The organism is Peribacillus sp. Bi134 (genome assembly GCF_918698065.1).
Taxonomy (GTDB): Bacteria; Bacillota; Bacilli; order Bacillales; family DSM-1321; genus Peribacillus.
Map to the genome: position 1 here is coordinate 1 of NZ_CAKKLN010000010.1, position 25,948 is coordinate 25,948.

At 37.1% G+C, this 25,948-nt stretch carries 21 protein-coding genes and 2 pseudogenes; 20 read left to right on the forward strand and 3 right to left on the reverse strand.

All coding sequences use genetic code 11. From position 1 onward, the window contains the following. Nucleotides 1-211: pseudogene (locus LQ188_RS21850) on the reverse strand (DUF1641 domain-containing protein); the annotation flags it as partial. A 950-nt stretch (nt 212-1,161) separates the two neighbouring features. On the opposite strand from LQ188_RS21850, the gene LQ188_RS21855 reads away from it, so the two are divergent. The 9 genes from LQ188_RS21855 (at nt 1,162) to spoVK (ending at nt 10,949) form a co-directional block, all read left to right on the forward strand. Continuing rightward, a complete protein-coding gene (locus LQ188_RS21855; protein WP_101226038.1) occupies nt 1,162-1,617 on the forward strand; it encodes an SMI1/KNR4 family protein in 456 nt (151 codons plus the stop codon). A 72-nt stretch (nt 1,618-1,689) separates the two neighbouring features. Next, entirely contained in the window at nt 1,690-2,397 is a 708-nt protein-coding gene (locus LQ188_RS21860; protein ID WP_230178237.1) for a response regulator transcription factor, read from the forward strand. Beyond that, complete coding sequence (locus LQ188_RS21865; RefSeq protein WP_230178239.1) at nt 2,394-3,455, forward strand: sensor histidine kinase; 1,062 nt, start codon at nt 2,394-2,396, stop codon at nt 3,453-3,455. Before LQ188_RS21860 ends, LQ188_RS21865 begins: the two co-directional genes overlap by 4 nt. 98 nt (nt 3,456-3,553) lie before the next feature. Further along, nucleotides 3,554-4,330, forward strand: a complete 777-nt coding sequence (locus tag LQ188_RS21870) for an ABC transporter ATP-binding protein (protein WP_230178241.1) — start codon at nt 3,554-3,556, stop codon at nt 4,328-4,330. After that, on the forward strand, nt 4,308-6,248 hold the full coding sequence (locus LQ188_RS21875; RefSeq protein ID WP_230178243.1) for an ABC transporter permease: 1,941 nt from the start codon (nt 4,308-4,310) through the stop codon (nt 6,246-6,248). Before LQ188_RS21870 ends, LQ188_RS21875 begins: the two co-directional genes overlap by 23 nt. Nucleotides 6,249-6,782: 534 nt before the next feature. Next, nucleotides 6,783-8,105 carry an ATP-binding protein gene (locus LQ188_RS21880; RefSeq protein ID WP_230178245.1) on the forward strand — a complete coding sequence of 441 codons (1,323 nt, stop codon included), beginning with the start codon at nt 6,783-6,785 and terminating at the stop codon, nt 8,103-8,105. Nucleotides 8,106-8,405: 300 nt separating this feature from the next. Further along, complete coding sequence (gene miaA / locus LQ188_RS21885) at nt 8,406-9,392, forward strand: tRNA (adenosine(37)-N6)-dimethylallyltransferase MiaA (RefSeq protein WP_290370141.1); 987 nt, start codon at nt 8,406-8,408, stop codon at nt 9,390-9,392. 3 nt (nt 9,393-9,395) lie between these two features. Further along, complete coding sequence (gene hfq, locus LQ188_RS21890) at nt 9,396-9,629, forward strand: RNA chaperone Hfq (RefSeq protein WP_034313436.1); 234 nt, start codon at nt 9,396-9,398, stop codon at nt 9,627-9,629. A gap of 363 nt (nt 9,630-9,992) precedes the next feature. After that, nucleotides 9,993-10,949 (forward strand): stage V sporulation protein K, encoded by a 957-nt coding sequence (spoVK, locus tag LQ188_RS21895; RefSeq protein ID WP_101226045.1) that lies wholly within the window; start codon nt 9,993-9,995, stop codon nt 10,947-10,949. A 37-nt stretch (nt 10,950-10,986) separates the two neighbouring features. Here spoVK and LQ188_RS21900 read toward each other — a convergent pair whose 3' ends face one another. Next, nucleotides 10,987-11,595 (reverse strand): trimeric intracellular cation channel family protein, encoded by a 609-nt coding sequence (locus tag LQ188_RS21900; RefSeq protein ID WP_101226046.1) that lies wholly within the window; start codon nt 11,593-11,595, stop codon nt 10,987-10,989. 168 nt (nt 11,596-11,763) lie between these two features. Between LQ188_RS21900 and hflX the strand changes: the two genes are divergently transcribed. The 4 genes from hflX to glnA all read left to right on the forward strand — a co-directional run bounded on the left by hflX (nt 11,764) and on the right by glnA (nt 16,270). Continuing rightward, on the forward strand, nt 11,764-13,014 hold the full coding sequence (gene hflX, locus LQ188_RS21905) for a GTPase HflX (RefSeq protein ID WP_101226047.1): 1,251 nt from the start codon (nt 11,764-11,766) through the stop codon (nt 13,012-13,014). A gap of 15 nt (nt 13,015-13,029) precedes the next feature. Continuing rightward, entirely contained in the window at nt 13,030-14,298 is a 1,269-nt protein-coding gene (locus LQ188_RS21910) for a methionine gamma-lyase family protein (RefSeq protein WP_230178247.1), read from the forward strand. Between the two features lie 197 nt (nt 14,299-14,495). Then, a complete protein-coding gene (locus LQ188_RS21915) occupies nt 14,496-14,900 on the forward strand; it encodes a MerR family transcriptional regulator (RefSeq protein WP_101226049.1) in 405 nt (134 codons plus the stop codon). Between the two features lie 35 nt (nt 14,901-14,935). Continuing rightward, the gene (gene glnA / locus LQ188_RS21920; protein ID WP_034313424.1) at nt 14,936-16,270 is read left to right on the forward strand and encodes a type I glutamate--ammonia ligase; all 1,335 of its coding nucleotides are present in this window, start codon (nt 14,936-14,938) and stop codon (nt 16,268-16,270) included. Between the two features lie 116 nt (nt 16,271-16,386). On the opposite strand, the pseudogene LQ188_RS21925 reads toward glnA, so the two are convergent. Then, nucleotides 16,387-17,521: pseudogene (locus tag LQ188_RS21925) on the reverse strand (site-specific integrase). A gap of 56 nt (nt 17,522-17,577) precedes the next feature. Here LQ188_RS21925 and LQ188_RS21930 point away from each other — a divergent pair. The 7 genes from LQ188_RS21930 (at nt 17,578) to LQ188_RS21965 (ending at nt 25,826) form a co-directional block, all read left to right on the forward strand. Then, complete coding sequence (locus LQ188_RS21930) at nt 17,578-17,934, forward strand: histidine phosphatase family protein (RefSeq protein WP_230178417.1); 357 nt, start codon at nt 17,578-17,580, stop codon at nt 17,932-17,934. A gap of 152 nt (nt 17,935-18,086) precedes the next feature. Beyond that, nucleotides 18,087-18,275: a hypothetical protein gene (locus LQ188_RS21935; RefSeq protein WP_230178248.1), complete on the forward strand. Its 189-nt coding sequence runs from the start codon at nt 18,087-18,089 to the stop codon at nt 18,273-18,275. A gap of 1,033 nt (nt 18,276-19,308) precedes the next feature. After that, nucleotides 19,309-19,716 (forward strand): GNAT family N-acetyltransferase, encoded by a 408-nt coding sequence (locus LQ188_RS21945; protein WP_230178251.1) that lies wholly within the window; start codon nt 19,309-19,311, stop codon nt 19,714-19,716. Between the two features lie 538 nt (nt 19,717-20,254). Beyond that, complete coding sequence (locus tag LQ188_RS21950) at nt 20,255-20,959, forward strand: hypothetical protein (RefSeq protein WP_230178253.1); 705 nt, start codon at nt 20,255-20,257, stop codon at nt 20,957-20,959. Nucleotides 20,960-21,147: 188 nt separating this feature from the next. Continuing rightward, a complete protein-coding gene (locus tag LQ188_RS21955; RefSeq protein ID WP_230178255.1) occupies nt 21,148-22,944 on the forward strand; it encodes a M3 family oligoendopeptidase in 1,797 nt (598 codons plus the stop codon). Between the two features lie 873 nt (nt 22,945-23,817). After that, nucleotides 23,818-24,093, forward strand: coding sequence for a hypothetical protein (locus LQ188_RS21960; RefSeq protein WP_053345726.1), 276 nt, complete (start codon nt 23,818-23,820; stop codon nt 24,091-24,093). A gap of 572 nt (nt 24,094-24,665) precedes the next feature. Next, entirely contained in the window at nt 24,666-25,826 is a 1,161-nt protein-coding gene (locus LQ188_RS21965; protein WP_230178257.1) for a CapA family protein, read from the forward strand. The last annotated feature ends 122 nt before the right edge of the window (nt 25,827-25,948 follow it).

Genomic DNA, 25,948 nt, shown 5'->3' on the forward strand with positions numbered 1-25,948 from the left:
TCAAGACATCATCAGTCGCAACCGATTGAGCGAAATCATAAGACTTTGTTAAAATATTCACTAACTCAGTCAGTTTTGGTAACTGCTCAACTAAAGTGTTCAATGATTCCTGAACCTCAGGCTTTAAAAGCTGATCTAGGATATCCAATTGTTCTTGGTTTGCAGAAATATTAAGTGTTTCATGTTCAGGTTTTGTGACTACATCTACCATATCTAATTCCCCTTTAAACTTATTTATTTTGATTTATGTGTTTTCCGCCGATACTACTAATCATACGACTCTAATCTCTTAATTTCAAATATTTCTTTTGTGATACGAATATAATTTTAATAGTTATAATTAAGAGTTATTAGGTGGGTTTGAAGATTTATCTTAATATTCCGAGAAAATATTAAGATTATTCTGATGATAATACCTTTTTTCTCATTTCCTATAATATAGAACACTATAATGTCTATAATTTTTGAATATGCCATGCTTGAATGAGACCCAAGAATATTTTATCTGATTTTGGGTAAATAATATTATCGGAATTGGAGATGATGCCTTTGGTAGAACGCAGGATGTTAAAGATCCGTGGTGAGAATATTGAAATATCCTCTAGGTACAATGAAAAATATAGTAAATGGAATTGTACAGCTAAAATTCCCAATAGTTCCATCATTGCTTATTGTCGTGATAAGAATAAGCTACGTGCTGAGACAGTTTCTATGAGCAGGTTATTAATTACTTATGATGACTATAAAATTATCTGAGTTGTAAAAGGCGCCAACCTTGAAGAGGAAGTGGGCGCCTTTTTTATAGAATAATATTTTTATCTGCGATATCGAGAATATATCTTCGGAAATGGAGATATATCATCGAAAACTCCTGATTTATCTACGAATTATACGATTTATCGATTTTTCGACATAAATAAGCTAACTTTTTATGAAAAGAAACGAAATTGTCAAAAAAAATATCAGAAAATACTGAAAAGAATAGTAAAATTATGTTAATATATTTAAAAAAAGTATTATTTTCTAATAAAAATGAATAATCTATTTTTAAAGGATCTCCATAAATGGAGTGTAGGAGCTGGCCATTTTATAAGCAGCGATTAGCAAGTGAAATAGCCTTATAGAATAAAATTATCAATTAAATGAAATGGAGTCGATACAATGGTTAATATTACCGGATATGGCAAAGCAACACAAGAAGCAGTGAATAATTTTCAGGAATTTGTGGGTTTTGAAATCCCTGCAGATTATCAACAATTTCTCCTTAAGCATAATGGCGGAACAACAGCGGTCCAAAACTGTAAGTTTTATGTAGATGGATTAGACACACTCGTTTGCTTAAATGTACTTTATGGATTAGAACTTCAAGATAAAGAACTGAATTTACAAAAATGGCATGAAGAAAACAGAGATGACTTACATAAGAATTGCATTATAATAGGTAATGATACATGTGCAGGTAAAATCTTGCTGATAAATAACGAAGAGGAAAAGGGAGTTTACTTCTGGGATCAGGGTTGGTATTCGGATCCATCAAGCCAGGATGAAAATATTTATAAAGTTGCATCGAGTTTTAAATCCTTCATTGAGGGATTGAAAATCCCGGAAGAAATCTAATTTTATTGTAATCCCCTTGATTGGCTCATACCATTCAAGGTTTTTTATTGTCATGTTAATGAGGAGAAAAAGATGTATAAAATATTATTGGTTGAAGACGATTCCAAAATAGCTGGTATCTTGGTCAATTACTTAAAAAGGTATGGGTATGAGGTTTTTGAAGTGAAGCAACTGGACCAAGTCTTTGCGGAGTTCCAAGAGATAAAGCCGGATTTAGTTTTATTGGATATTAATCTGCCCTATTATGATGGTTTCCATTGGTGCCGGCTAATAAGGACGGTTTCAAAGATTCCCATCATTTTCATCTCTGCAAGGACAGATGAAATGAACCAAGTCATGGCCATTGAATATGGGGGAGATGATTATTTAACGAAACCGTTTCATTTGGAAGTGGTACTGGCGAAAATAAAGAGTGTCCTACGTAGGGTTTACGGTGAATATGCGGAAATATCTTCATTACACCAACAAATAAAGGAAATAGATGGATTATCGCTTTATACGGAAAAAGCGATGATCGAATACCAAGACAATCAGGTAACGTTAACCCAAAATGAGTTGAAATTATTGAGTTGTTTACTACGACAGTATGACACCATTGTCTCGCGTGAAGATTTGCTTGAAGCATTATGGAATGATGATTCATTTGTTGATGACAATACATTGACCGTCAATGTTACAAGGGTTAGGAAAAAACTTGAGGATATCGGCGTCAAGCATGCCATAACAACCAGCAGGGGAAAAGGATATCGGCTAAAAGTAATGCAAGGTGAAGAAAAGTGAAGCTAAAATCCTTTTTCAAAGACCGTCTTTATTTTATATTTTATACCGTTCTATTGGTAAGCCTGCTTATTATTGCTTATGCACTTGCCGTTCTGGAAGCGGGGAATCACATATCGGTTTCAAATATCATCTATTTAATTATTCTGGCGTTGTTTATGCTGCTTTTATTTTTAGCGGGCGAATATATAAGGCATTACCGTTTTCTTAGTCAATTAACAAGGATGAAGCAAGAACCGAGCTTATCATTTGAGTATGTCGAAGCCTTTAGGGACCCCCTGTCAAATGAACAAAAGTTGTGGATGGATCTTTTTCAACAAATGAACCAGGTAACAATTGGACAATTACAAGAACAAATCAAACAGAAGGAGCAATATGAACTGTTGATTCATCAATGGGTTCATCAAATGAAGACTCCTGTTTCAGTCATTTCCTTACTGGTTCAAGAAGGCAACAGGACATTTTCGGATGAGCCGATGAAGGCTTATCTAAAAGAGATAGAAGAAGAAAATGATCGATTTCGCAGAGGGCTGGAAATTATATTGCATGGAGCAAGGCTTCAGCGTTTTTCGGAGGATGTAAAATCGGAGCGGGTTGACTTAATTAATTTAGTCAAGCAAGTGATTAACGAGGAAAAGAAACAGTTCATCAAACGGTTCATTTATCCCAGGCTTGAAACGGAGCTTAAGAATGTATATGTGCATTCGGATCGTAAGTGGCTCCACTTCGCCATTAGTCAGGTGGTCTTTAATGCGCTGAAGTATTCAAGGCAGGAAAAGCATGACAGCATAACGTTCAACATTGTTGAAAAAGAGTCGGAGATATTCCTAAGGATAACAGATCAGGGAATTGGAATTGTCCCGCATGATGTAAAGAGAGTGTTTGATCCATTTTTTACTGGAGAGAACGGGCGAGTCCAACAAGAGTCAACTGGAATGGGACTATATCTAGTGAAGCAAATCGTTAACAGACTTGGGCATGGCGTTACGGTTCAATCGACTGTATCCGAAGGGACTACAGTGGAATTTTTCTTTAAGACAAATACCTTACATGAAAGGTGACAGAATTGTAAGGGTGTTAAACGAATATGTAATAAACTTCGATGGGAGCCTCCCTCTTTATTCATTATACTTACGGTAAGAAAGGGAGGTATTTTCGGATGTCAATTTTAAAAGCGGAACAATTATCCAAAACTTATTTTCAAAAGCAGGGGAATTTATTTCATAAAGCACTACATAATTTCACCATGAATGTACAGAAAGGGGAATTTGTCGGCGTGATGGGTCCATCAGGCAGCGGGAAAACCACTTTGCTTAACTTAATGGCCACGATTGATAAGCCCACAACAGGTAAAGTCATTCTAAATGATCAAAATCCTAATGAATTAAAAAATCAGGACCTTGCATTATTTCGCAGGAGGGAAATTGGATTTGTTTTTCAGGACTTCAACCTTCTTGATACACTTACCGTTCGTGAAAATATCCTCCTTCCTTTAGCGTTAGATCATTATAAACTGCAGGAAATGGAAAATAGGGTAAATCAGTTGGCGAACCTTCTTGGTATTGAAGGAATTTTAGAAAAGCGGACTTTTGAAATTTCCGGAGGTCAGCAGCAACGAACGGCTTGTGCAAGAGCGATGATTCATGAGCCTTCCATTATTTTAGCGGATGAACCTACTGGTAATTTGGATTCCAAATCTGCCAAGCAGGTAATGGATACCCTCACTACTCTTCAGGAGAAAAAGGGGGCAACCATCCTCATGGTCACTCATGACCCGACCGCCGCCAGCTTCTGTGACCGGATTCTATTCATAAAGGATGGTAGGTTCTTTTCGGAGGTTCACAGCGGAGGGGAAAGACAGAGCTTCCATCAAAGGATTTTAGATACGTTAAGCGTTTTGGGAGGAGTCTATCATGAACATCCGACTTCTCGCTAAGAGAAATATCCAAGGAAATGCACAACGTTATCTAGCTTATTTTTTCAGTATTGTCCTTTCGGTCTCAATCTTTTTTATTTACGCATCATTTATCTTTCATCCAGATGTGGTCCATGCGAATATCCCTGGGGGCCAGTTAATTAGTAAAGGACTCATTGCAGCTGAGATAGTGATCATCATATTTTCAGTTTTCTTTATCGCTTATTCGAATGCCGCATTTATACAGCCGCGAAAAAAAGAGTTTGGGCTGCTGACACTGCTTGGAATGTCCAAATCCCAATTAAGAAAACTGATTTACCTCGAGCAAACGATGGTTTCCCTCATATCTATCCTTATAGGAGTGGGGGTGGGGTTTTTGTTCTCAAAGTTATTTTTAATGGCAGTTTCTTGGTTATTGGCTGTAGAGCAACCAATATCCTTTGTCTTTGTCCCTGAGGCCTTTGTTTATACGATTGTCGGTTTCATCTTGCTATTTCAGCTATTATCGCTTCTTTCATTATTCCAGATTGGAAATGCGGAGGTAGTCGATTTATTAAAAGATAAACAAAAACCAAAAAAGGCGCCCCTCGTTTCAAAGTGGTTAATTGCAATATCAGCCGTTTGCTTAAGCATTTCTTATTACTTGGCAGCCACGATGTCGTTGAACAATTCTTATATTCGAGTGTTGCCCATTTTATTCTTCGTACTGATCGGCACCTATTTTTTATTCAGCCAAAGCATTGTCGCTCTATGCAGCAGGCTTTATCGGAAGAAGAAAAGCTTATATGGTGGAACGAATTTAATTACGCAAACAAACCTGATATTTAATATTAAGGATTATTCCAGGTTATTCTTTTTGACCTCGATCATTACAGCTGTGATTTTGACAGCTGCAGGAACACTTTTCATGTTCAGTGCAGATTTAAAAAAGCAAGGGATCGATAACATTCCGCAATCAATTGGCTGGGTTGAAAATGACGCTTCCATTTATTCCGTTATTGAACCATCCGCAGTGGAGAAAACATTAAAGGAAGATGGATTCAAGATCCTTTACGAAGTTAATATGACAGGTGTGCCCATTTCCCACATGTTACCCCATATGAGAACGGGAGAATCCAATGAAAATTGGTCATTATTAATCTCGGAAAGTGATTATAACAATGCGGCTGCATTGCGAAAAATTGATCCAGCAAAGCTATCTGGAAAAGAAGCGTTATACATTTTTCCTTATGGAGGACTCGACTATCAATTTGTTCAAAAGGGTGAACAAAAGGAGCTTCAATATGGTAAACAAACCATACAGGTAACAATGATTGGTCAGCGCAATCAATCGATAGTCGCTCCAATAAAATCAGCAACGACCCTGATGGTGGTCGATGATCAGCTGTATCATGAAATCACTGCTGATGTGCCTTTAAAAGATAAGGTAAGAGTACGAGGGTATGAAGTTAAAGACTGGGAAGAATCAATGGAAACAGCTGCTAAAATCGAAAAAATGTCTAATAATCCTGACCATAATCAATTGCAAACAAGAGCTCCGATTTATCAAGAAATGAAACAGGGAAGCATTTTGATACTTTTTATCGGCTTGTTTGTCAGTTTATTATTCTTTATCGTCCAAGGAAGCATGATGTATCTGCGTGTTTTTACGAATTTAGAAGATAAAAAAATCCAAATTCACGCCCTTCATCGGTTGGGCCTGACAAAAAAAGAAATACGGCAAATTTTAAGTGCGGAAATACGCATTCTATTTTTCGCTCCTTTTCTGATAGGAATGCTTCATGCCATAGTCGCTTACGTGGCATTAAGCAATTTATTGGGATCCAATTTGTTTGTCTATTCGGCCATGGTCATTGCAACGTATTTTCTTTTTCAACTGCTCTATTATCAAGTAACCAAAAAGATGTATGAGCGGGCAGTCATCAATTCGATTAAATAAAAAGCTATCAAATGTAAATGGAATCAGAGGGATCAGGCTCTGATTCCATTTTTGTTTTCCTTAATGATAAATTAGTTATTATGTACTATTGAAAGGGGAGTGATTAAACTATTGCCTCGAATAATTAATGTAAAAAGTGTGAATTATGGTGTAATTTTACACATTTAGCCTTTAGATTCTTGTAATATTTTCATATAAAGGGTAAAATTATTTATTTGAAAGAGAAAGTGCCAAACCAAACATCATCAATCCCCCCCTTTTCCTTACAAAAAATTATATTAATATAATTAATTTTTGGAAATTAAATGATTTATTAGAAAAAATTATTAATTGGTTCAGTACAGATAAAATATGAAAAAGTTATATGATCGAAAGTTAGTGGATAATATGTTAATTACTTGATTTATTATAGTATTATATGCCTGGAATTATAGAGATTATTAGATTTTTCTCTATTTCTTTGTCCCTTTATATAGTAAACTCAGAATAGGTTCGTTAACTTTTAGCTGCTAGAGATGAGGTAAGTTTAATCCTATGAAAAATAAAAAGTTAAGGGCACTTCTTTATTTGACCATTCTTTTATTGATTGTTTTCATTCTTCTAAATATGTTTTCAACATATTTAAGCATTAAAAATTCTGTGCAAAAATCCGTTGCTAATCAAAACTTGGTAGCTGCTAGATCTATTGCCGACTCGATGGATATAGAGGCCTATCAGCGATTTCTCAATAACCAAGTAAAGAACCGGGATTACGTGGATATAAAAGCTTACTTAGAGGATGCACGTGAAAAAATAGGAGCATTATATGTTTATACGATCATGATTGATAATCCGGAAGTCTCTAAGGCTATGATTACTGGATTTTCTAAAGATCATAAAGGGGATTTTCCTATCGGTGGTGCATGTACTGTTCCGCCGGAGCAGGTCAAACAGGGGTATGAAGGCAAAAGCTTCATTACCGGGATTCTAGAAGATCCGGAATATGGTGAGTATTTGACTGTGGGAGTGCCAATGAAAAATCAAGATGGAGACATTATTGGTTTTTTGGGCATTGATGTGAGCGCAGAAGATATTAATGCCATTAACGGCAAGGTATTGAAAAGCAGCATTGCCATTCTTGTTTATAATGGTGGATTTGTTATCATGCTGCTGGTTACCTTTTTTGTCATTCAAAAATGGTATCAAAAGGAACTGACACGTGAAGTGGGGGATACGGAAGATACGTATCAATCGGAATTTCAATCGCTCATTGCTTCAGTCCGCTCATTAAGGCATGATTTTTCCAATCATATACAGGTGATACATGGACTGCTTAAATTAGAGGAAAACGCAAAAGCACTCGAATACTTAACAGGTCTTTCAAAAGAAGTGCATTCGATTGAATCGATGAAATTGGATGTGAGTCATCCGGGCTTATCTGTCTTGTTAGAGACGAAAAGGCTCTCGGCCCAGAATTATAACATCGATATTGAAATCGATGTTTCACCCGAATCCTTCAATCGGGTCAAAACAACCGATTTGATAAAATTATTATCAAATGTCATCGACAATGCCATTGAGGCAACAATTGAATTGCCAGAGCAAGAACGCCGAATGAATATTGCATGCAAAGCTGATGATGAAAAGTATACGTTTATGGTAACGAACTCCGGACCAATGATTTCGGAATTAGATTTGGAGAAAATATTCGCCAGCGGATTTTCAACCAAAAAGGCACAAAAGGGCAAAGTTCGCGGACAAGGATTATTCATCGTTAAAGACTTAGTGAACAGATATGATGGAGAGATTCATGTACAATCTTCGGAAAAAGAAACGGCCGTTACGATGATCATACCCGTAAATGGAAAATTGGGCTAAATTTAAAATTGATAAAAAGGCATGATTCCTCAAATACAGAAGGAATCATGCCTTTTTTATGATTCTATTATCGGAATTAGAATCCCTTGCTATCAGGAGAAGGGGATTCATTTTCCCCAAGTGCCGCAAAAGGAGCTATTCGCTTCAAATGCATTTTCGGTATTTTACACTCTGACTATCTAAGAGTTATAAAGATGAAAAGTTGAATAAAAGTACCTGAATTGGACATAATGGGTAGATGTTTAGCTGCTTTCTTCGAGATTATGATAAGATAGGGAAAAAATCAATTAAGGCAGTGAGATTGTGAAACAACAAAAAGGAAAACTTCTCGTGATCATTGGACCGACTGCTGTTGGGAAGACAAAGATGAGCATTGAGATGGCAAAGTTATTTAATGGTGAAATTATTAGCGGAGACTCCATGCAGGTTTATAAAGGGATGGATATTGGGACTGCAAAAATCAAGAGGGAAGAAACAGAAGGAATTCCTCATTATTTACTTGATATTAAAGACCCGGATGAACCATTTAGTGCGGCAGAGTTCCAAGAGCGAGCTAATGCTTGTATTGAGGATATCCAAAGCAGAGGTAAACTCCCCATTATCGTCGGTGGAACAGGATTATACATACAATCGGTCATTTATGATTATCAATTTTCGGAGGCGCCATCCGACCCTGTTTATAGGGAGGGACTCGAAAAACAGGTAAGGGAGTCAGGAATTGATCCCGTTTTTGAACAATTACGCAGCGTTGACCCGGAAAGCGCGAATCGGATTCATCCTAATAATGTAAGAAGGGTGATCAGGGCACTTGAGATTTTTCATTGTACCGGTAAAACGATGAGTGAACAGCTGAATGAACAGCCTACAGAATTGAAATATGATACGTGCATCATTGGTTTGACAATGGAACGTGAAAAGTTATATCAACGCATCGATCAACGTGTTGATGTCATGGTGGAAGAAGGGCTGATTCAAGAAGTTGAGTCATTTCATGAAAAAGGTTTGAGGGATTGTCAATCGATCCAGGCTATAGGCTATAAAGAAATCTATGATTATTTTGATGGAATGGCTTCATTGGATGAAGCGGTTGAGACATTGAAGCAAAACTCCCGTCGTTATGCAAAAAGGCAATTGACCTGGTTTCGGAATAAAATGGATGTAAATTGGTTTGATATGACCGATCTCGAGGGTTTTCCAAAAAAAATACATGAAATATCTGGATTTATAGCAGGAAAGCTTTTCAGTGAAGGCGAATACATAAATTTAGAGAGAAAAGAGGAGGACTAGTTCATGAAACAATCAGTAAATATTCAAGATCAGTTTCTTAATCAATTACGGAAAGATGGTACGTATGTGACGGTATTTTTATTAAACGGGTTCCAGATTAGAGGACAAGTGAAAGGGTTCGATAATTTTACCGTTTTATTTGAGTCCGAGGGCAAACAGCAATTAGTTTATAAACATGCGATTTCTACATTTGCTCCACAACGTAATGTTCAGATTGATTACGAAGTGAAGGAATAATCATATATATGTATGTAAAAAACAGGTTTAGCTTATAGCGACCTGTTTTTTTTTTGCATGCAATTCGCTGTTCTTTTTCAAAGAATCGATAATTTTACGTACCTGTTTTGAATATATATTAAGGGACGGATTATTTTCCGGGAAACCGCAGGAAATGACATTCCCCCATATAAATTGGTGGATGGGAATGGAGATTGTCGTAACATATCCTCAAAGGAAAGAATTCTGTCAAAATAAGTCGCTTTTCAGGAAGGGAATACGGCTTAAAAAATCGAATTTTCCGATGGGTTAGTTGTAACCATCATAAATCGAATGAAAATTTGTGGAATTAGAGTAAGGGTCCAAGATGGAGAGGTGAATGCATTGGAACAACCGATCCGTATGAAAAATAACGGGCAAATCAATATTGTGTTTAATGCGGAAAACAGAAAAGCGCTACAAAAGGAACTGCCGATAAAAGAAATTTTGGTGCAGGAGATCCCCCAACAGCATGTGGCATTGAAAGAGATTGAAGATGAGCTGAAATCGCTGGTCGGGATGGAAGAAATGAAAAAGATGATAAAAGAGATATATGCCTGGATTTACATCAATAAACAACGTGAGGCAAAAGGGCTGAAGACTGGCAGGCAAGCACTGCATATGATGTTTAAAGGAAATCCTGGAACTGGGAAAACGACAGTTGCACGTTTAATCGGTAAGTTGTTTCAAAAAATGAATGTACTATCGAAAGGGCATTTAATTGAAGCGGAGAGGGCAGATTTGGTCGGGGAATACATTGGTCATACTGCCCAAAAAACAAGGGATTTAATTAAAAAGGCCATTGGCGGAATCTTATTTATTGATGAAGCCTATTCCTTGGGGAGAGGCGGCGAAAAGGATTTTGGCAAAGAAGCCATAGATACCCTTGTCAAGCATATGGAGGATCGGCAGCACGAATTCATTTTGATCCTTGCTGGATATTCGAGGGAAATGGATTATTTCCTCAGTCTTAACCCCGGACTTCATTCCAGATTCCCGCTTGTTATTGATTTTCCTGATTATACAATTGAACAATTAATGGAAATAGCCGATCGGATGCTTCAGGAAAAAGAATATCTAATGAATCGGGATGCGGAAAGGAAATTAAAAGAACATTTAATCATATTGCGTTCATTTCGGGGACCTATTTCATTTTCTAACGGACGTTATATCCGCAATGTACTTGAAAAGTCAATTAGGGCCCAGGCAATGCGGCTTTTATTGGAGGATACATTTGAAAAATCCGATTTACTGACGCTAACCAGCCAAGATTTGGTTTTCGAGGATGATGAAAAAGAATGACATGGAAAAGCCCACCAAGATGGCGGGCTTTTCAAATTTATGTTTTAGGCACCCATTTTTTATTAGGAAGATGCCAATTGTTGGTGTAAGAAAGGACTCGCAATATCGTGATGACGGCAAAGAGCGAATAAAGCTGCCATGACTGGGATAATACACCACTGCCTAAAGCCAAGCCTGCAATGATGGCCCATACTGCGTAGATTTCTTTTCTGAAGACCAATGGCTTTCTTCCGGCCAGTACGTCACGGAGTATCCCGCCGCCGCATCCGGTTAATGCAGCTGATACAATGACGGCGCTTATTGGATGATTAAGTTCCACGGCATACATCGCCCCTTGGATTGCAAAGGCTGAAAGGCCAATGGCATCACTGAAGTTTCCCCATCTATCCCAGTGCTTTGAAAGGTTTGTAGGAAAAACGAAAACGATGGTGATGGATACTAAAGCGATGACAAAATAGAAACTTTGATCCCATAATGCTGAAACGGGGACACCGATCAGCAGATTGCGGATTGCCCCTCCGCCAAAGGCGGTTATTATTCCTAAAATATAAACTCCTAAAATATCATACTCTTCTTCCATGGCGATGATGGTCCCGCTAATAGCGAATGCAATCGTACCTATGAAACTTAATACTTCCCATGTCATATGAATGTCCCTCTATGTCTTTTTGATTTTGATGGTAAAGCCAAATTTGATTTTAGCATGTTATCGGAATTTTTAAAACGGCTAAAAGCTACGTTTTCAGGAAATTTTTATATATTCAATTTTTTTGTTATGATTAACTGAAATCTACCCGAAGGTGGTGCATGTGATTTGGAAGAAGCAATAAAAGAAACGGCCGTTTTGGTTGGATGTCAAACAACTGAGACTATTGAACGTTTTGAATATTCACTTGATGAACTGGCTTCATTGGCGAAGACGGCGAATGGTGAGGTATTAATGACCATCACCCAGAAAAGGGAAAGCGTCGATCCGGCTACATATATAGGAAAAGGAAAAGTGGAGGAACTTCGGAATCTGGAAGAGGAGCTTGAGCCGGATTTATTTATCTTTAATGATGAACTTTCCCCGAGCCAGATTCGGAACCTTTCGAAGCAATTGGAGGCAAGGATCATTGACCGGACACAGCTAATATTGGATATATTCGCTCAGCGGGCGAGATCCAGGGAAGGGAAGCTGCAGGTCGAACTTGCTCAGCTCCAATATTTATTGCCGCGTTTGGTCGGACAGGGGACGGCAATGTCCAGGCTGGGCGGCGGAATCGGCACCAGGGGACCAGGTGAAACGAAGCTGGAAAGCGACCGCCGCCACATTCGTGGGAAAATAGATGAAATCAAGCAACAATTAAGTGGCATAGTGAAGCATCGCGAACGCTATCGTGACAGAAGGAAGCGTAATAAGACCTTTCAAATAGCCCTTGTGGGATACACGAATGCAGGTAAATCAACACTGTTCAACCGTTTGACGGAGGCGGATTCTTACGAAGAGAACCAGTTATTCGCTACACTTGATCCCATGACACGAAAGGCGATACTTCCTAGCGGATTTACCGTGCTGCTGACGGATACGGTTGGCTTCATTCAAGATTTGCCGACGTCTTTAATAGCAGCATTCCGCTCGACCCTGGAAGAAGTGAAAGAAGCGGATCTATTGCTCCATGTGGTGGATTCGTCAAGTACAGATTACTTTAATCATCAGAAAACGGTGCAGGATTTGCTAAATGACTTAGATGTCCCTTCCATTCCACAGCTAACGTTGTATAATAAGAAAGATAAGGTTCACGCTGATTTTGTCAGATCAGCCAGTCGTGCTTCATTAATGATCAGTGCCTATGAACAATCGGATTTGAATGAAATCATGGAAGAAATTGAAAAGTACGTGATTGAAGAAATGATCCCGTATCATGTTTTCCTGCCATCGAGTGAGGGTAAACTATTATCACAGCTGAAAAATGAAACCATATTGCGCACTCTCTCCTTTAATGAAGAATCGGAAAGATATGAATGCAAAGGTTTTTGTCTAGCTGATCATCCAATAACCGGGCAGCTGGAGAAATATTCATAATAAAGGGGAATTTTGATGTATCAGCAGTTAACAAATGGAGAAGTGTTGAAAAACATTGCCCAGGAAGTGGAAGCAATGATTTCTCCATTACATAAGCAAGTGGACGAACGAATTGAAGAAAATCAATTTCGTGTATTACAAAGTTATCAAGCACATAAAGTGAGTGATTCCCATTTCATCCCGACTACAGGGTATGGATACGATGATATGGGCCGCGATACGCTCGAATTGATATATGCAGATGTTTTTGGTGCGGAAGCTGGATTGGTGCGCCCCCAAATTATATCAGGCACACACGCCATCTCCACCGCTCTTTTCGGCATATTGCGCCCAGGAGATGAATTGTTATACATAACTGGAAAGCCATATGATACTTTGGAAGAAATCGTTGGTATCCGGGGAACGGGTATCGGATCTTTACGTGATTTTCAGATAAGCTATAAAGCCGTTCCGTTAGCGGAAACTGGAACCGTTGATTTTGAAGCCGTCAAACAAGCCATTCAACCAAACACGAAGATGGTCGGTATACAACGGTCAAAAGGGTATGCTACACGTCCGTCCTTTACGATCGATGAAATAAAGGAAATGATTTCCTTTATCAAAGACATTAACCCGGAAATCGTCGTGTTCGTGGATAATTGTTATGGAGAGTTTGTTGAGACACAAGAACCATGTCATGTCGGAGCGGATTTAATGGCTGGTTCACTCATTAAAAATCCTGGCGGCGGGATAGTGAAAACCGGTGGATACATTGTTGGTAAAAAGGACCTGGTTGAAGTTTGCTCTTATCGGTTAACATCACCTGGAATAGGGGCTGAAGCAGGTGCGTCGCTTTATAGTCTGCAGGAAATGTACCAAGGATTCTTCCTTGCACCGCATGTCGTGGGACAAGCTGTTAAGGGAGCCATGTTCACAGCTGCCTTTTTAGAAAAGCTCGGTATGAATACATCCCCAAAATGGGATGCGAAGCGAACTGACTTGATTCAATCCGTCCAATTCGATGACCGGGATAAGATGGTTGCCTTCTGTCAGGCCATCCAATATGCATCACCAATCAATTCACATGTGACACCATATCCTGCCTATATGCCGGGATATGAGGACGATGTAATCATGGCTGCAGGCACCTTTATACAGGGGGCCAGCATTGAACTGACGGCAGATGGTCCGACAAGGGCTCCATATGTTGCCTACGTTCAAGGCGGATTGACATACGCCCATGTTAAAATAGCTGTATTGACTGCTGTGAATGCGCTAATGGACAAAAAACTGATTCAATTGTAAATGAATTTAAATTAAGTATGTAATGGGAATCCAGATACAATTGGATTCCAGTAAAAACAATAGTCAAAATATTTGTGTAGTAACAAATCATTTAATTTTTCTGAAAAAATTCACGTTATAAAATGTAACATCATATTGACAAGTTTAATAACATGATATAAGATTACTTTAAGATAAACAAAAGGAGGATGCTAAGAATGAGCGGCAACAACATTCGGCGTTCGATGCCTCTTTTTTCCATCGGAATCGTCATGCAGTTAACTGAGTTGTCTGCACGCCAAATTCGGTATTACGAAGAGCATCAACTTATTACTCCTATGAGAACAGATGGAAATCGTCGGGTTTTTTCATTAAATGATATAGATCGGCTGCTTGAGATTAAAGATTTAATCGAACAAGGAGTCAATCTGGCCGGCATTAAAAAGATTTTCACTGTAAAGGAACAGAATTTACCTAAAACTCAAGAATTAGAACAAGCGGAAAAAATAAGGCATGACCTTAGTGACGAGGAGCTTCGCAAGCTTCTGCGTTCCGAGCTTTTACAAGGAAGCAAGCATCGAACATCTCTTAGACAAGGGGATATGTCCCGTTTTTTCCAATAAAAATATGATTTATGAATTATTAGGGGGAATAGAAATTGGCAAAGTTCACACGTGAAGACATCACTCGTTTAGCGAAAGAAGAAAATGTTAAGTACATCCGTTTACAGTTTACTGACATTTTAGGGACAATTAAAAACGTTGAAATCCCAGTCAGTCAATTAGAAAAAGCACTTGATAATAAAATGATGTTTGACGGATCTTCCATTGAAGGCTTCGTTCGTATCGAAGAGTCTGATATGTACCTATATCCTGATTTAAACACATGGGTTATCTTCCCTTGGACTTCCGAAAAAGGTAAAGTGGCACGTTTGATCTGTGATATTTACAATACGGATGGAACACCTTTTGATGGAGATCCACGTGCTAACCTAAAACGTGTTCTTGCAGAAGCAAGAGAAATGGGCTTCACAGATTTCAATCTTGGACCTGAACCTGAATTCTTCCTATTCAAACTGGATGCAGCAGGCGAGCCGACGCTGGAATTGAACGATAAAGGCGGATACTTTGACCTTGCACCTACTGACCTAGGAGAAAACTGCCGTCGTGATATCGTTCTTGAGCTTGAAGAAATGGGATTTGAAATCGAAGCATCCCACCATGAAGTAGCTCCAGGACAACATGAAATTGACTTTAAATATGCAGATGCAATCTCAGCTTGTGATAACATCCAAACATTTAAATTGGTTGTTAAGACGATTGCCCGCAAACATGGTTTACACGCGACATTCATGCCAAAACCATTGTTCGGTGTTAACGGATCTGGTATGCACTGTAACGTTTCTTTATTCAAAGGCAACGAAAACGCATTTTATGATAAAGAAGGTAAATTGGAATTAAGCAAAACAGCTGAGCAATTTATCGCAGGTATCATTAAGCATGCTCCAAGCTTCACTGCGGTAACAAACCCAACTGTTAACTCATACAAACGTCTAGTTCCTGGTTACGAAGCTCCTTGTTATGTTGCATGGTCCGCTAAAAACCGTAGCCCATTAATCCGTATCCCAGCATCACGCGGAGTGAGTACTCGCGTAGAGGTACGTAGTGTCGATCCAGCAGCAAACCCATATTTGGCACTTGCAGTTCTACTAAAAGCTGGTCTTGACGGTATCAAGAACGACTTGACTCCACCAGCTCCAGTTGACCGCAACATCTATGTTATGAATAAAGAAGAACGTGAAGAAGTAGGTATCGTTGATCTACCAGCTACTTTATATGCTGCATTGGAAACATTAAAATCTGATGAAGTCATCAAAGAAGCATTAGGTGAACATTTACTTGAACACTTCGTCGAAGCAAAAGAAATCGAGTGGGATATGTTTAGAACACAAGTTCACCCATGGGAACGCGAACAATATATGTCAATGTATTAATATCTCAAACCCCTGACACCTTTGGTGTCAGGGTTTTTTTTATTTGGTGGGCAAATCTAAGTTATTTAAATGTGGATATTTGCCCACCATTTGCCCACCAAATTCAGCAAAAAAATTTAATCGATTAGTCCCTTGGTGTATTCCTCAAACTTGTCTAAGTTTTTCTTTTCGAGTTTTTTGCTTATATGTGCGTATACATCAGAAGTTATCGCAACGCTGCCATGACCTAATCTTTTCTGAACATATTTCATATCTGCTCCAGCTTCTAGCTGGAGCACTGCATGTGTATGACGGAGGGAATGGATGGGAAGAGAAGGCAACTCAGCCCTTTTTAAGATACGACTGAATGCGTTAAATAAGGTAGAATTTGGCATGAAGCTGCCATCATCCCTGCAAAGAACTAGATTTAGATCATGGTGATATAAATCATTCAAGGCTAGTTTATGATGGTTTTGATGCCGTAGGTGATGTTGAAGTACTTGAGTGAGTGTCTGGCTAATGGAAATAACCCGCTTGGAGTTAAATGTTTTTGGATCACCGAACAGTTCTTGTTTGTATTTAGCTGTAAAATCTAGAGTTTTTGTAATAGAAATGGTCTGTTCTTTAAAATCAATATCGGTCCATTGCAATGCAGCAGCTTCGCCTTTTCGCATTCCTGTTTCGATAAGTAGACGGAAAAATATCCAATGATTGTAGCCATATTGATGTGCGGTAAGTAGGAAGAGGGGGATCTGATGGCTTTCCAAATATTTAATTCCTTTTTCTTTTGGTTTCCCTTTGATAGTCACTCCTATACAAGGGTTTTCTGTATTTTTCCTATTGTAACGGCTTTACTCATAGCGTTTGACATCGTACTGTGAATAATCTCTACCGTTCTACGACTATAACCCGCTACATGTATGTTATTTAGAAACTTTTGATACATAACAGGCTTAATATCGCTTAATAATATATTCTTAAAATGCGGAAGGATATGGTTACGGATATTTAACTCATGAAGTTCAAAGGTGTTTTTACGAACTGACCCTTTCTTATATTCATGAAGCCGTTTAGAAAGGTTTTTGGTAGGATAGGTTTCTGTTCTAGCCCTTCATCTAAATGTATCTCCATTTCTCTTGCAGCCAATTGGGCTTCGGCTTCTTTCTTGGTTTTAAATCCACCCTTCATTTTCTCCTTTTTGGATTGAGTGAAGGGGTCTTTGTATTTTATTCGATATTCCCAGTTATCTCCACGTTTTCTGAAACTGGCCATAATTCTCTCCTCCAATATAAATACCATTAAGTGAGAAAACAAATATTAAAATAGAGATTGATGAACGCCTCTCAGAACGGACACTAAGCACAACGGACTTACCTGATTGGTATGAAAAACTAAAAGCAACATTTAATGATATGGAATTAAAATTTGAAGGAGGAGAGTCAAGTCAAGAAGCAATGAATCGAATCGTAAATGTTGTAGAAGAAGTCTTCAAAAGTGGGACTGAAAACACAGTAATCGTCAGTCATGGAAATATAATATCCTTACTTTTAAAGAATTATAATTGTGACTTTGATTTCGAGTGTTGGAAAAACCTTAGTAATCCTGACGTTTTTCAAATAAACTGTATTAATAATGAAGTGATCTTGGAACGTATATGGGATGAAGATAAAGTAGTAAAAATCTAATTAAATACAATATTTTATAGAAATAACGGGTGCGTTTTAGCTGAAGATCAGAGCTGTCTTAAGGCAGCTTTTTCTTAGCAACTATTGGGGCAGATTTGTGAAAGAATGATTGTTAAACAGTGTTTACGGAATTTTTTATAAGAGGTGATTTTATGGATACTTCAAGCTATATATTTTCAGCAATTTATTGGGTCGGAATTATTATATGGTCGCTTAAAAATAAGGAAAAGGCTAAGAAGGAATTACTTCAAATAAAAAATATTTGGAAGACAGGAGTAATAGTATTTTTACTTGTTTTTTCTCCATTTTTAGTTGTGGCTCTTATGGTATTTATACAGTAATTTGTTGTAACTTATTAATCTAACAGGTGATTCTTCATTTTGGAATGGTTTAAAAGAGAGGAAATTAATTAATTTAGGTGGGATTAATAGAGTGGACAAAGACTTTTTTGGGTCTATATTTGTAACTATATTTGGTATTATCGCAACCTGGACTGGTTTGATTTATATGACTCGTTATCGGTTTGATAATAGAAAATTTTTTGAACACATCAAATATATAACGCCCTTACCTTTAACATTTAATTATTGGTTTCTTAAAGCTTTATTTATTTTCGGAGGATTAATGTGTGTTGTTTTGGGTCTATACGGATTTATTTAGGATATTCTTAATGAACTAACGGGTGCGTTAGCTGAAGTTCAGAGCTGTCTTTAAGGTAGCTCTTTTCTTATGGCACTAAAGGGGCAGTTTAGTTTAATAAGACCTTTAGAATCAAACTATTAGTTCATTACCTGATCCTCCTATTCAAAAAACATTTCCCTAATCTATATACTAGATTTTCCCTAAAAAGGTTTCATTGAAAACGTTTGAATCTCCTTTCCTTCTGGTGTCATAATACATGCAGTAATATTGTCCTTATGAACATCCATACCACACGCTCTTTCAATGACTACTTCCATTGAAAACATCCTTTCTACGGTTCTCAATATAATTGGAGGCTGGTGCAAAAAACAGAATAGGATTAATCTACCATGTGTGCTTCCCGTAAGGGAGCGACAGTCAGTGGTGCACCTTGGTCGTTGGAGTCAGACTAACGGATGGGCTCTAACGCACCATAGTTCATCGACCTTCCTCTCCCAGCCGTAGAATCAGTATTGACCGTTCTGGACCATTTTCATTCTCTGTGGTGAAGCGCTGATTTTTACGCTTCATGGATGGCTAACGGGTGCTTTACTTCCATTAGAGAGTTGTCTTAGCAGTTCTTTTTCTTATGGAGCTAAAGGGGCAGGTTTGCGGAAGAAAATATGTGAAAATCATACAAATTATGTGTTGAGAATAAGCTGTAAAGATACAAAAATCCAGGGAGGTGCTCATATGGAAAAACCTATACATTATACAATAGAACCCCCTGAAAATTTCAAGCAATTACTAACCTTATATGAATCTTTAGGATGGAATTCACTTAAATTAACAGTTAATGATTTGAAACAAATGTGCACTCAAAGTTGGTATGCAATTTATGCTTTTGATGAACAACAGTTAGTGGGTATGGGACGTGTTATTTCAGATGGTGTGATTACTGGAGTGGTATGTGGAGTGTGTGTACTACCGAGCTACCAGTCCAAAGGAGTCGGCAAAGAAATGTTGAAACGAATAATTGAACATTGTGAGCAAAATCGAGTAATTCCTCAACTTATGTGTGTAGAAAGTTTGGAATCATATTATGAAACTTTTGGATTTGAGAAGTTTACCATTGGTATGACAAAGAATATAAATCGATAAGTTTAATTGTTGTCTAATTAAAGGGTGCTTTACTTCATTAAGGGAGGTTGCTGCGGCAGCCTTTTTCTTATGGAACTATTAACTATCGGTGCATTTAGTTGAAGAAGAATAAAAAAATGATAAACAGTGAAGATGGGGTAATATGGAGTATTAATGTATAATTTGATTGAAATTAGAAAGGGTGAGGATTTTGAAAAAATCACATATCCTTAATATCTTAGCAGGACTTATAATCATTGGAGTACAGGTTTATCATATCGCGAATGGGGGAGATCCTTTATTCCCTGTTATTATGATAGGTTTATTTGTAGTTTCATATATTATGGAAAGAAAGGGTGTCAGCTCCTTTTACTGGGCAGGACTAACCATCTTATTGTTGTTGTTCTCCTTATGGACTATGCTTCCGCGATTGTTATTTGGACCTTAAAACAAAGAAAAACCCGGTTGTTTGTGAAGAATTGTACTTAAAGTAAAGGGTGCAAGAGTTGAAGAAGTGGTTACGGCGGCAACCCTTTTATGCTATTGGGAGGAAAAATATATGGATTTAGATATTGTAAAAGCCAATTTAAAGGATAAATATTATGAATATAGAGAAAAAGGATATGATTGTAAAGAAGCATATAATAAAATCTTAACCAGTATAAATCATTGGATTAATGAATTGTCCATTTCATTAATAAGAAAGGAAAATTCTATGACTTTAGATCAAATAAAAAAACTTTCATCTATAGTTTATGAGAATGTCGGTGAATGGGTAGGAGCTCCAAAAGTTATTTATAGCGACACTTTACCAGCAGTTGTTTATGATTATCCTAAGGAAAACGGTAATAATCCATTAAACATTGAATGTAATGATAAATATTTTATTAGTGCAAATGGCTTCTCTTATTCATATTCACAATATCTTACGGACTCTGAACTTGTTAGGGATAAAGAGGTACATAGGAAAATTCCAATGGGCTATAAAGCTATATCTTTGTATGAGAAAATGGTATTCATTAAGAATGGACAGATTATAAAAAGCTTTGAGGAAATCCCAGAACAAGCCGAAGGAGACCATTATACAATCATTACCACATCGGAATATCTTGGTCAACGTGGTTATCGAAACTCCCCAGATTTAAGTTTAGTTGATAAAACGGATTATTTAAAAATAAAACAGTTGGCCATTTCTTTGTCGGAAAAGGATAAAAAAGGAATTTATCTTGTTTGCAAAAATAACGACAACATTTATTGGCATTAAACTTATTTTTCTTATTCCACTAACAGGTGCGTTAGCTTAAGATCAGAGCTGTCTTTAAGGCAGCTTTTTCTTATGCAACTATCGGGGCAGGTTGGTTCATTAACACCCATAATATTACAGATTATGATATGATGAGAATATACGTTCGGTAAAGGGTTATAGTCTTTAAATTTTTAGGGGGGAAACAAGTGAAGGAAAGAAAGTATCTGCAAGTATGGAGCTTGGATGAAGTGTTTCAGGATGGAAATCAATCATCTCAATTTCGTGAACATTTAAAACACTTGGAAATCAAAGTTTCTAAATTTGAAGAAAAATTGAAGTTTTTTCATACTCCAAAAGAATTAAATGAATCATTAAAAGTTGTAGAAATTGTTGAATTCATAATAGACATTCGAATGAACCTATCACAAGCCAATTCTTTTATAACCTGTCTTCTTGCACAAAACCCAAAGGATCAAAATGCTACAACACTAAGAGGAAAAACATCTTCTATAAATGCTCGTTTTGAGTCTGCTTTTAAAAAAGTACAAAAAGTACTTGTAAACACAAATCAACGTTTGTGGGAAGGGATACTAGATACTGAGGATTTAAATAACTATAAGTTCATACTTAATGAATGGCGTAAAAAGGCTGAGATGCATCTTTCAGATGAAGAAGAAAGTTTAGTTTCAGATCTGATGGTAGATGGTTATCATGCTTGGGGGCAGTTTTATAATTCACTTGTTAGTAGTATTAGAGTTAATGTTCAAATCGACGGAGAAAAAAATGAATTATCTGTTGGTCAAGCGATAAATTTACGTTCACACCCTGATGAAGAGGTTCGCAAAGAGTCTCATAGGGCTTTGGAAGATAAATGGAACGAGCAAGAAGAACTATTTGCCAAAATACTGAATCATATCGCAGGTTTCCGATTACAAGTGTACAAAAAACGAGGATTAGAAAATATACTAAAATTTCCTTTGATTGAAAATCGCATCAAAGAGGAAACACTAAATGCAATGTGGACAGCCATAAGTAAATACAAAAAACCTTTTACAAATTACCTAAATCAAAAAGCAAAAATGAATGGCGATGAAAAAATGCATTCGTATAACTTTTGGGCTCCTGTTACAAAAGGTAATCAAAAGATAAAATATGAAGATGCTGTGGAATTTATTTTGGAGCATTTTAGTCAATTTGGAACGGAATTAGAAAGTTTTTCTCGGCAGGCATTTGATAAAGGTTGGATAGAGGCTGAAGATCGTCCAAATAAATCGACTGTTGCGTTTTGTGCGGGGTTCCCACTTTCAGGAGAATCAAGAGTTTTTATGACATATGGTGGTACAATTACCAATGTTTTAACTTTAGCACATGAATTAGGTCATGCATTTCATAACCATGCGATGAAACCGGTTAATGGATTGAATAAACAATATCCATTGAGTATTGCAGAAACTGCGTCAACATTTTTCGAAATGATCATCTTAGATGCTGCAATGGAAAAAGCTGAATCCACTAAAGAAAAATTGTTTTTACTTGATGAAAAATTAAAACGTAGTGTGATGAATTTCATGAATATACATTCTAGGTTCTTGTTTGAAAAGAAATTTTACGAGGAACGTAAAGAGGGTATTGTTTCAACATCACGTTTAAATGAACTAATGCAAGAAGCAATAGATGAAGGGTATGAAGGTTCTCTTGATAATGCTTCTATCCATTCGTGGGTTTGGACATCACATTATTATATGACCAAATCTCCATTTTACAACTTCCCATATACATTCGGGTACTTATTTTCTTTAAGTATTTATGCAAAGGCAAAGGAAAAAGGAAAAGAATTTGAAAAAGATTATTTAGACTTGCTTCGTGATTCAGGAAGTATGTCAACAGAAGATTTAGTAATGAAGCATTTAGGGGAAGATATTACATCAGAAGCCTTTTGGGAAAAAGGAATTGAATTATGCGTTAAAGATGCCGAAGAATTTATTACCTTAACATCTTCTTAAGTTAATGGGTAAATAAATAAGGTTGCCTCAGCAACCTTGGATCAGAGCTGTCTTTAAGGCAGCTTTTTCTTATGGCACTATCGGGCAGGTTAGTTGCATAAGAACTGGTATAATTTAGAGAAAAGTAAAGGTTAGAGGTGAATTATGGCTTTCCTTATAATAGCAATCTTATTAATATTTTTATTTGACTTCACAAAAATGAGAAATCAAAATCAAACAATAATTAAACAGAATGATAGGATTATTTCTCTGTTGGAAGAGATTAAAAATAAAAAAGCGTAGTCCTTAACCTAACAGGTGCAATAAGGGAGTTGCTTTGGCATATCTTTGTTTTATGGAACTATCGGGCAGGTTAGTTGTGATTAAAAATAAAAGCCTAAATGAGAAATCCTATTGAAGTAGGGGCTTATGTAAATTAGATAATGTAGATATGAAAATGGAGGATATTGTGGAACTTTTAATGTTATTCATAGCAATATATTTAACACCTATATTATGTATAGTATTTATTGTGGCAAGTGTAGGATTAGCAAAGAAAATTAAACGAGATAAAGAGGATACTGCAATCCATACTTTTTGGGTAACAATTTCATTCACACTTATAGTTTATTCTCTCGTATGGAGTGGTTTTATTAGTCTCTAACATTTATTGTACTTGTTTGACTAGCTTAAGATCGGAGCTGTCTTTAAGGCAGCTTTTTCTTATGGAACTAACGGGGCAGGTTAGTTGAATAAGACAAGTAGGATTAAATAAATCTATTATTGAAAAAAAGAGTGATTAACAGAGAAAATTTTATTAAGCTAACTTGTGCTATAGTTCAAGATGTGTGGCTGCCACCACCATTATCAAATGAATTGAGGATGGAAATTGAAATGAAGAAAAATATGTTTAGTTTTACGTCAGCCATAGTTGGAGTTATGGCTCCATTACTTTTATTTGCTGCAATTGAAATAATTAAGTTTAGTGATATATTACTAATTAGTAGTTTGAGCCTGTATGGTGTTTCTATTATATGTACGATTATCGCTGTGATAAGGAAAGAACAACATAAGATGAAGTACATCCCATTCCTTACACTAATCCCCTTTACTCTTTATCAATTATTAATTTTATTGGTTTATTCATTAGGGAAATTCATAAATGGGTAAACTAACGGGGCAGCATTCCTGTCCTGTATTAACTGAAATACTAAAAAGTTTGTGAAGAAATCTACTTAGACTAACGGGTGCGTTAGTTCTATAAGGATCACTAAAAATAATCATACTATATTATAAAAACTGTATACTAAATCACTAGAAAAGAATCCATTTTGATCATCTTTTTCAAAATGGATTCTTTTTATTTACGCTAATATGGGGGTTCAGGAGGACCTATTGATCAATCCCAATCCCTACAGTTGATTCTTTTACATGCAAAATAGCACTCAAAAAAGTGCAAATTATCTCCAAAAGTAACACTTTTTAATAGTCTACTATGAGTGTACTCAAAACTTACAAGGTATTTCGATTTCTTGAAAAGCTGTTCGACATGTGCTTTCAGATACAGGAGGCATATCTGAGATAGCAAGCACATCTGATATAGCAACACATGATATGTCTAACTTTTTTTATTTCGTACTCTGTTTCAAACGAATGATGTGTTCATTTTAAATATCAAATAGATATTTTTGTTGTTATTTCCTAAAAACACCCTACTATAATAGTAGGAGGTAGCATTTGCCATGAAAAGAATACTAGTGTTTCTAGCTACATTTATGTGTTTGTTATGGATTCTTGCACCATTTGTAAAAGGTCAATTTCAAGAGGAACCAAAAGTCTCGGAAACAAAGGCAGAAAATAAAAAGAAACTTAAACCCGACAACGCTTCATCTCAAGCTCATACACCTGTTCCGAAACAAAAAGTAACTTCAGCAACCATAGGCGCTGTGGGAGATATTTTAATTCACGATAGGGTGTATATACCCGCCCGCAAGTCAAACGGCTCGTATGACTTTAATCCGATGTTCCGATTTGTGAAGCCCTATCTGGGAAAAACGGATATTACGGTGGTTAATCAGGAAACGATGATTGGCGGGAAAGAAATAGGGCTTTCCTCATATCCTTCTTTTAATTCACCAGTAGAGGTGGGAGATGCTCTAAAGGCAAACGGGGTTGATCTCGTGACAATCGCCAATAACCATACACTTGACCGAGGAGAAAAGGCCATTTTGAATGCGCTTAACCACTGGAACAGTATTGGGATGCCTTATACAGGAGCTTATCAATCGTCTGAAGACCAGAAGATCATTCGGATATTAAAAAGAAACGATATTACCTTTTCGTTTCTCAGCTATACGTATGGAACGAACGGGATTCCTGTTCCTGCGGGGAAGCCGCATCTTGTGAATTTAATTGATTCCACGAGAATCCAGACGGAAGTTAAAGAAGCAGAGAAAGTTTCAGATGTCGTTGTGGTCAGTCTGCATTTCGGCAAAGAGTATGAACGGTTGCCTAATGATGAACAAAAGCTGCTTGCTCAAACGACAGCTAATGCAGGTGCTGATATTATTATTGGCCACCACCCACACGTTTTGCAGCCTGTTTCATGGCTTACAAAACCAAACGGCGAACGGGCATTTGTTGCTTATTCGCTTGGGAATTTCCTCTCCGGCCAACAGGGAGACTACAAAGACATCGGCGGTATTATGCAAATTGGCGTAAGGAAAATCCAAACCGGGGATGATGTGAAAATCGAACTTCAAAATCCCAAATTCCTGCCAACCTGGGTCAACCGGCCATATGAGATCATTCCAATGAAAGCCTTGAGTGATCAGTCTGACAAATATAACGAAATCCAAAAACATATGAATCAATTCATGCCTGAACTGTCATTTGATTTTTAATGAAGGTACAGTCTTTGGCATTGGAAAAAACTAATTTTTTTACATAATGAAATAGCCACTGGCTATGTAGCCGGTGGACTGCATATTCCTCCTAATTGGTAAATACTATTCACCATGTTCCA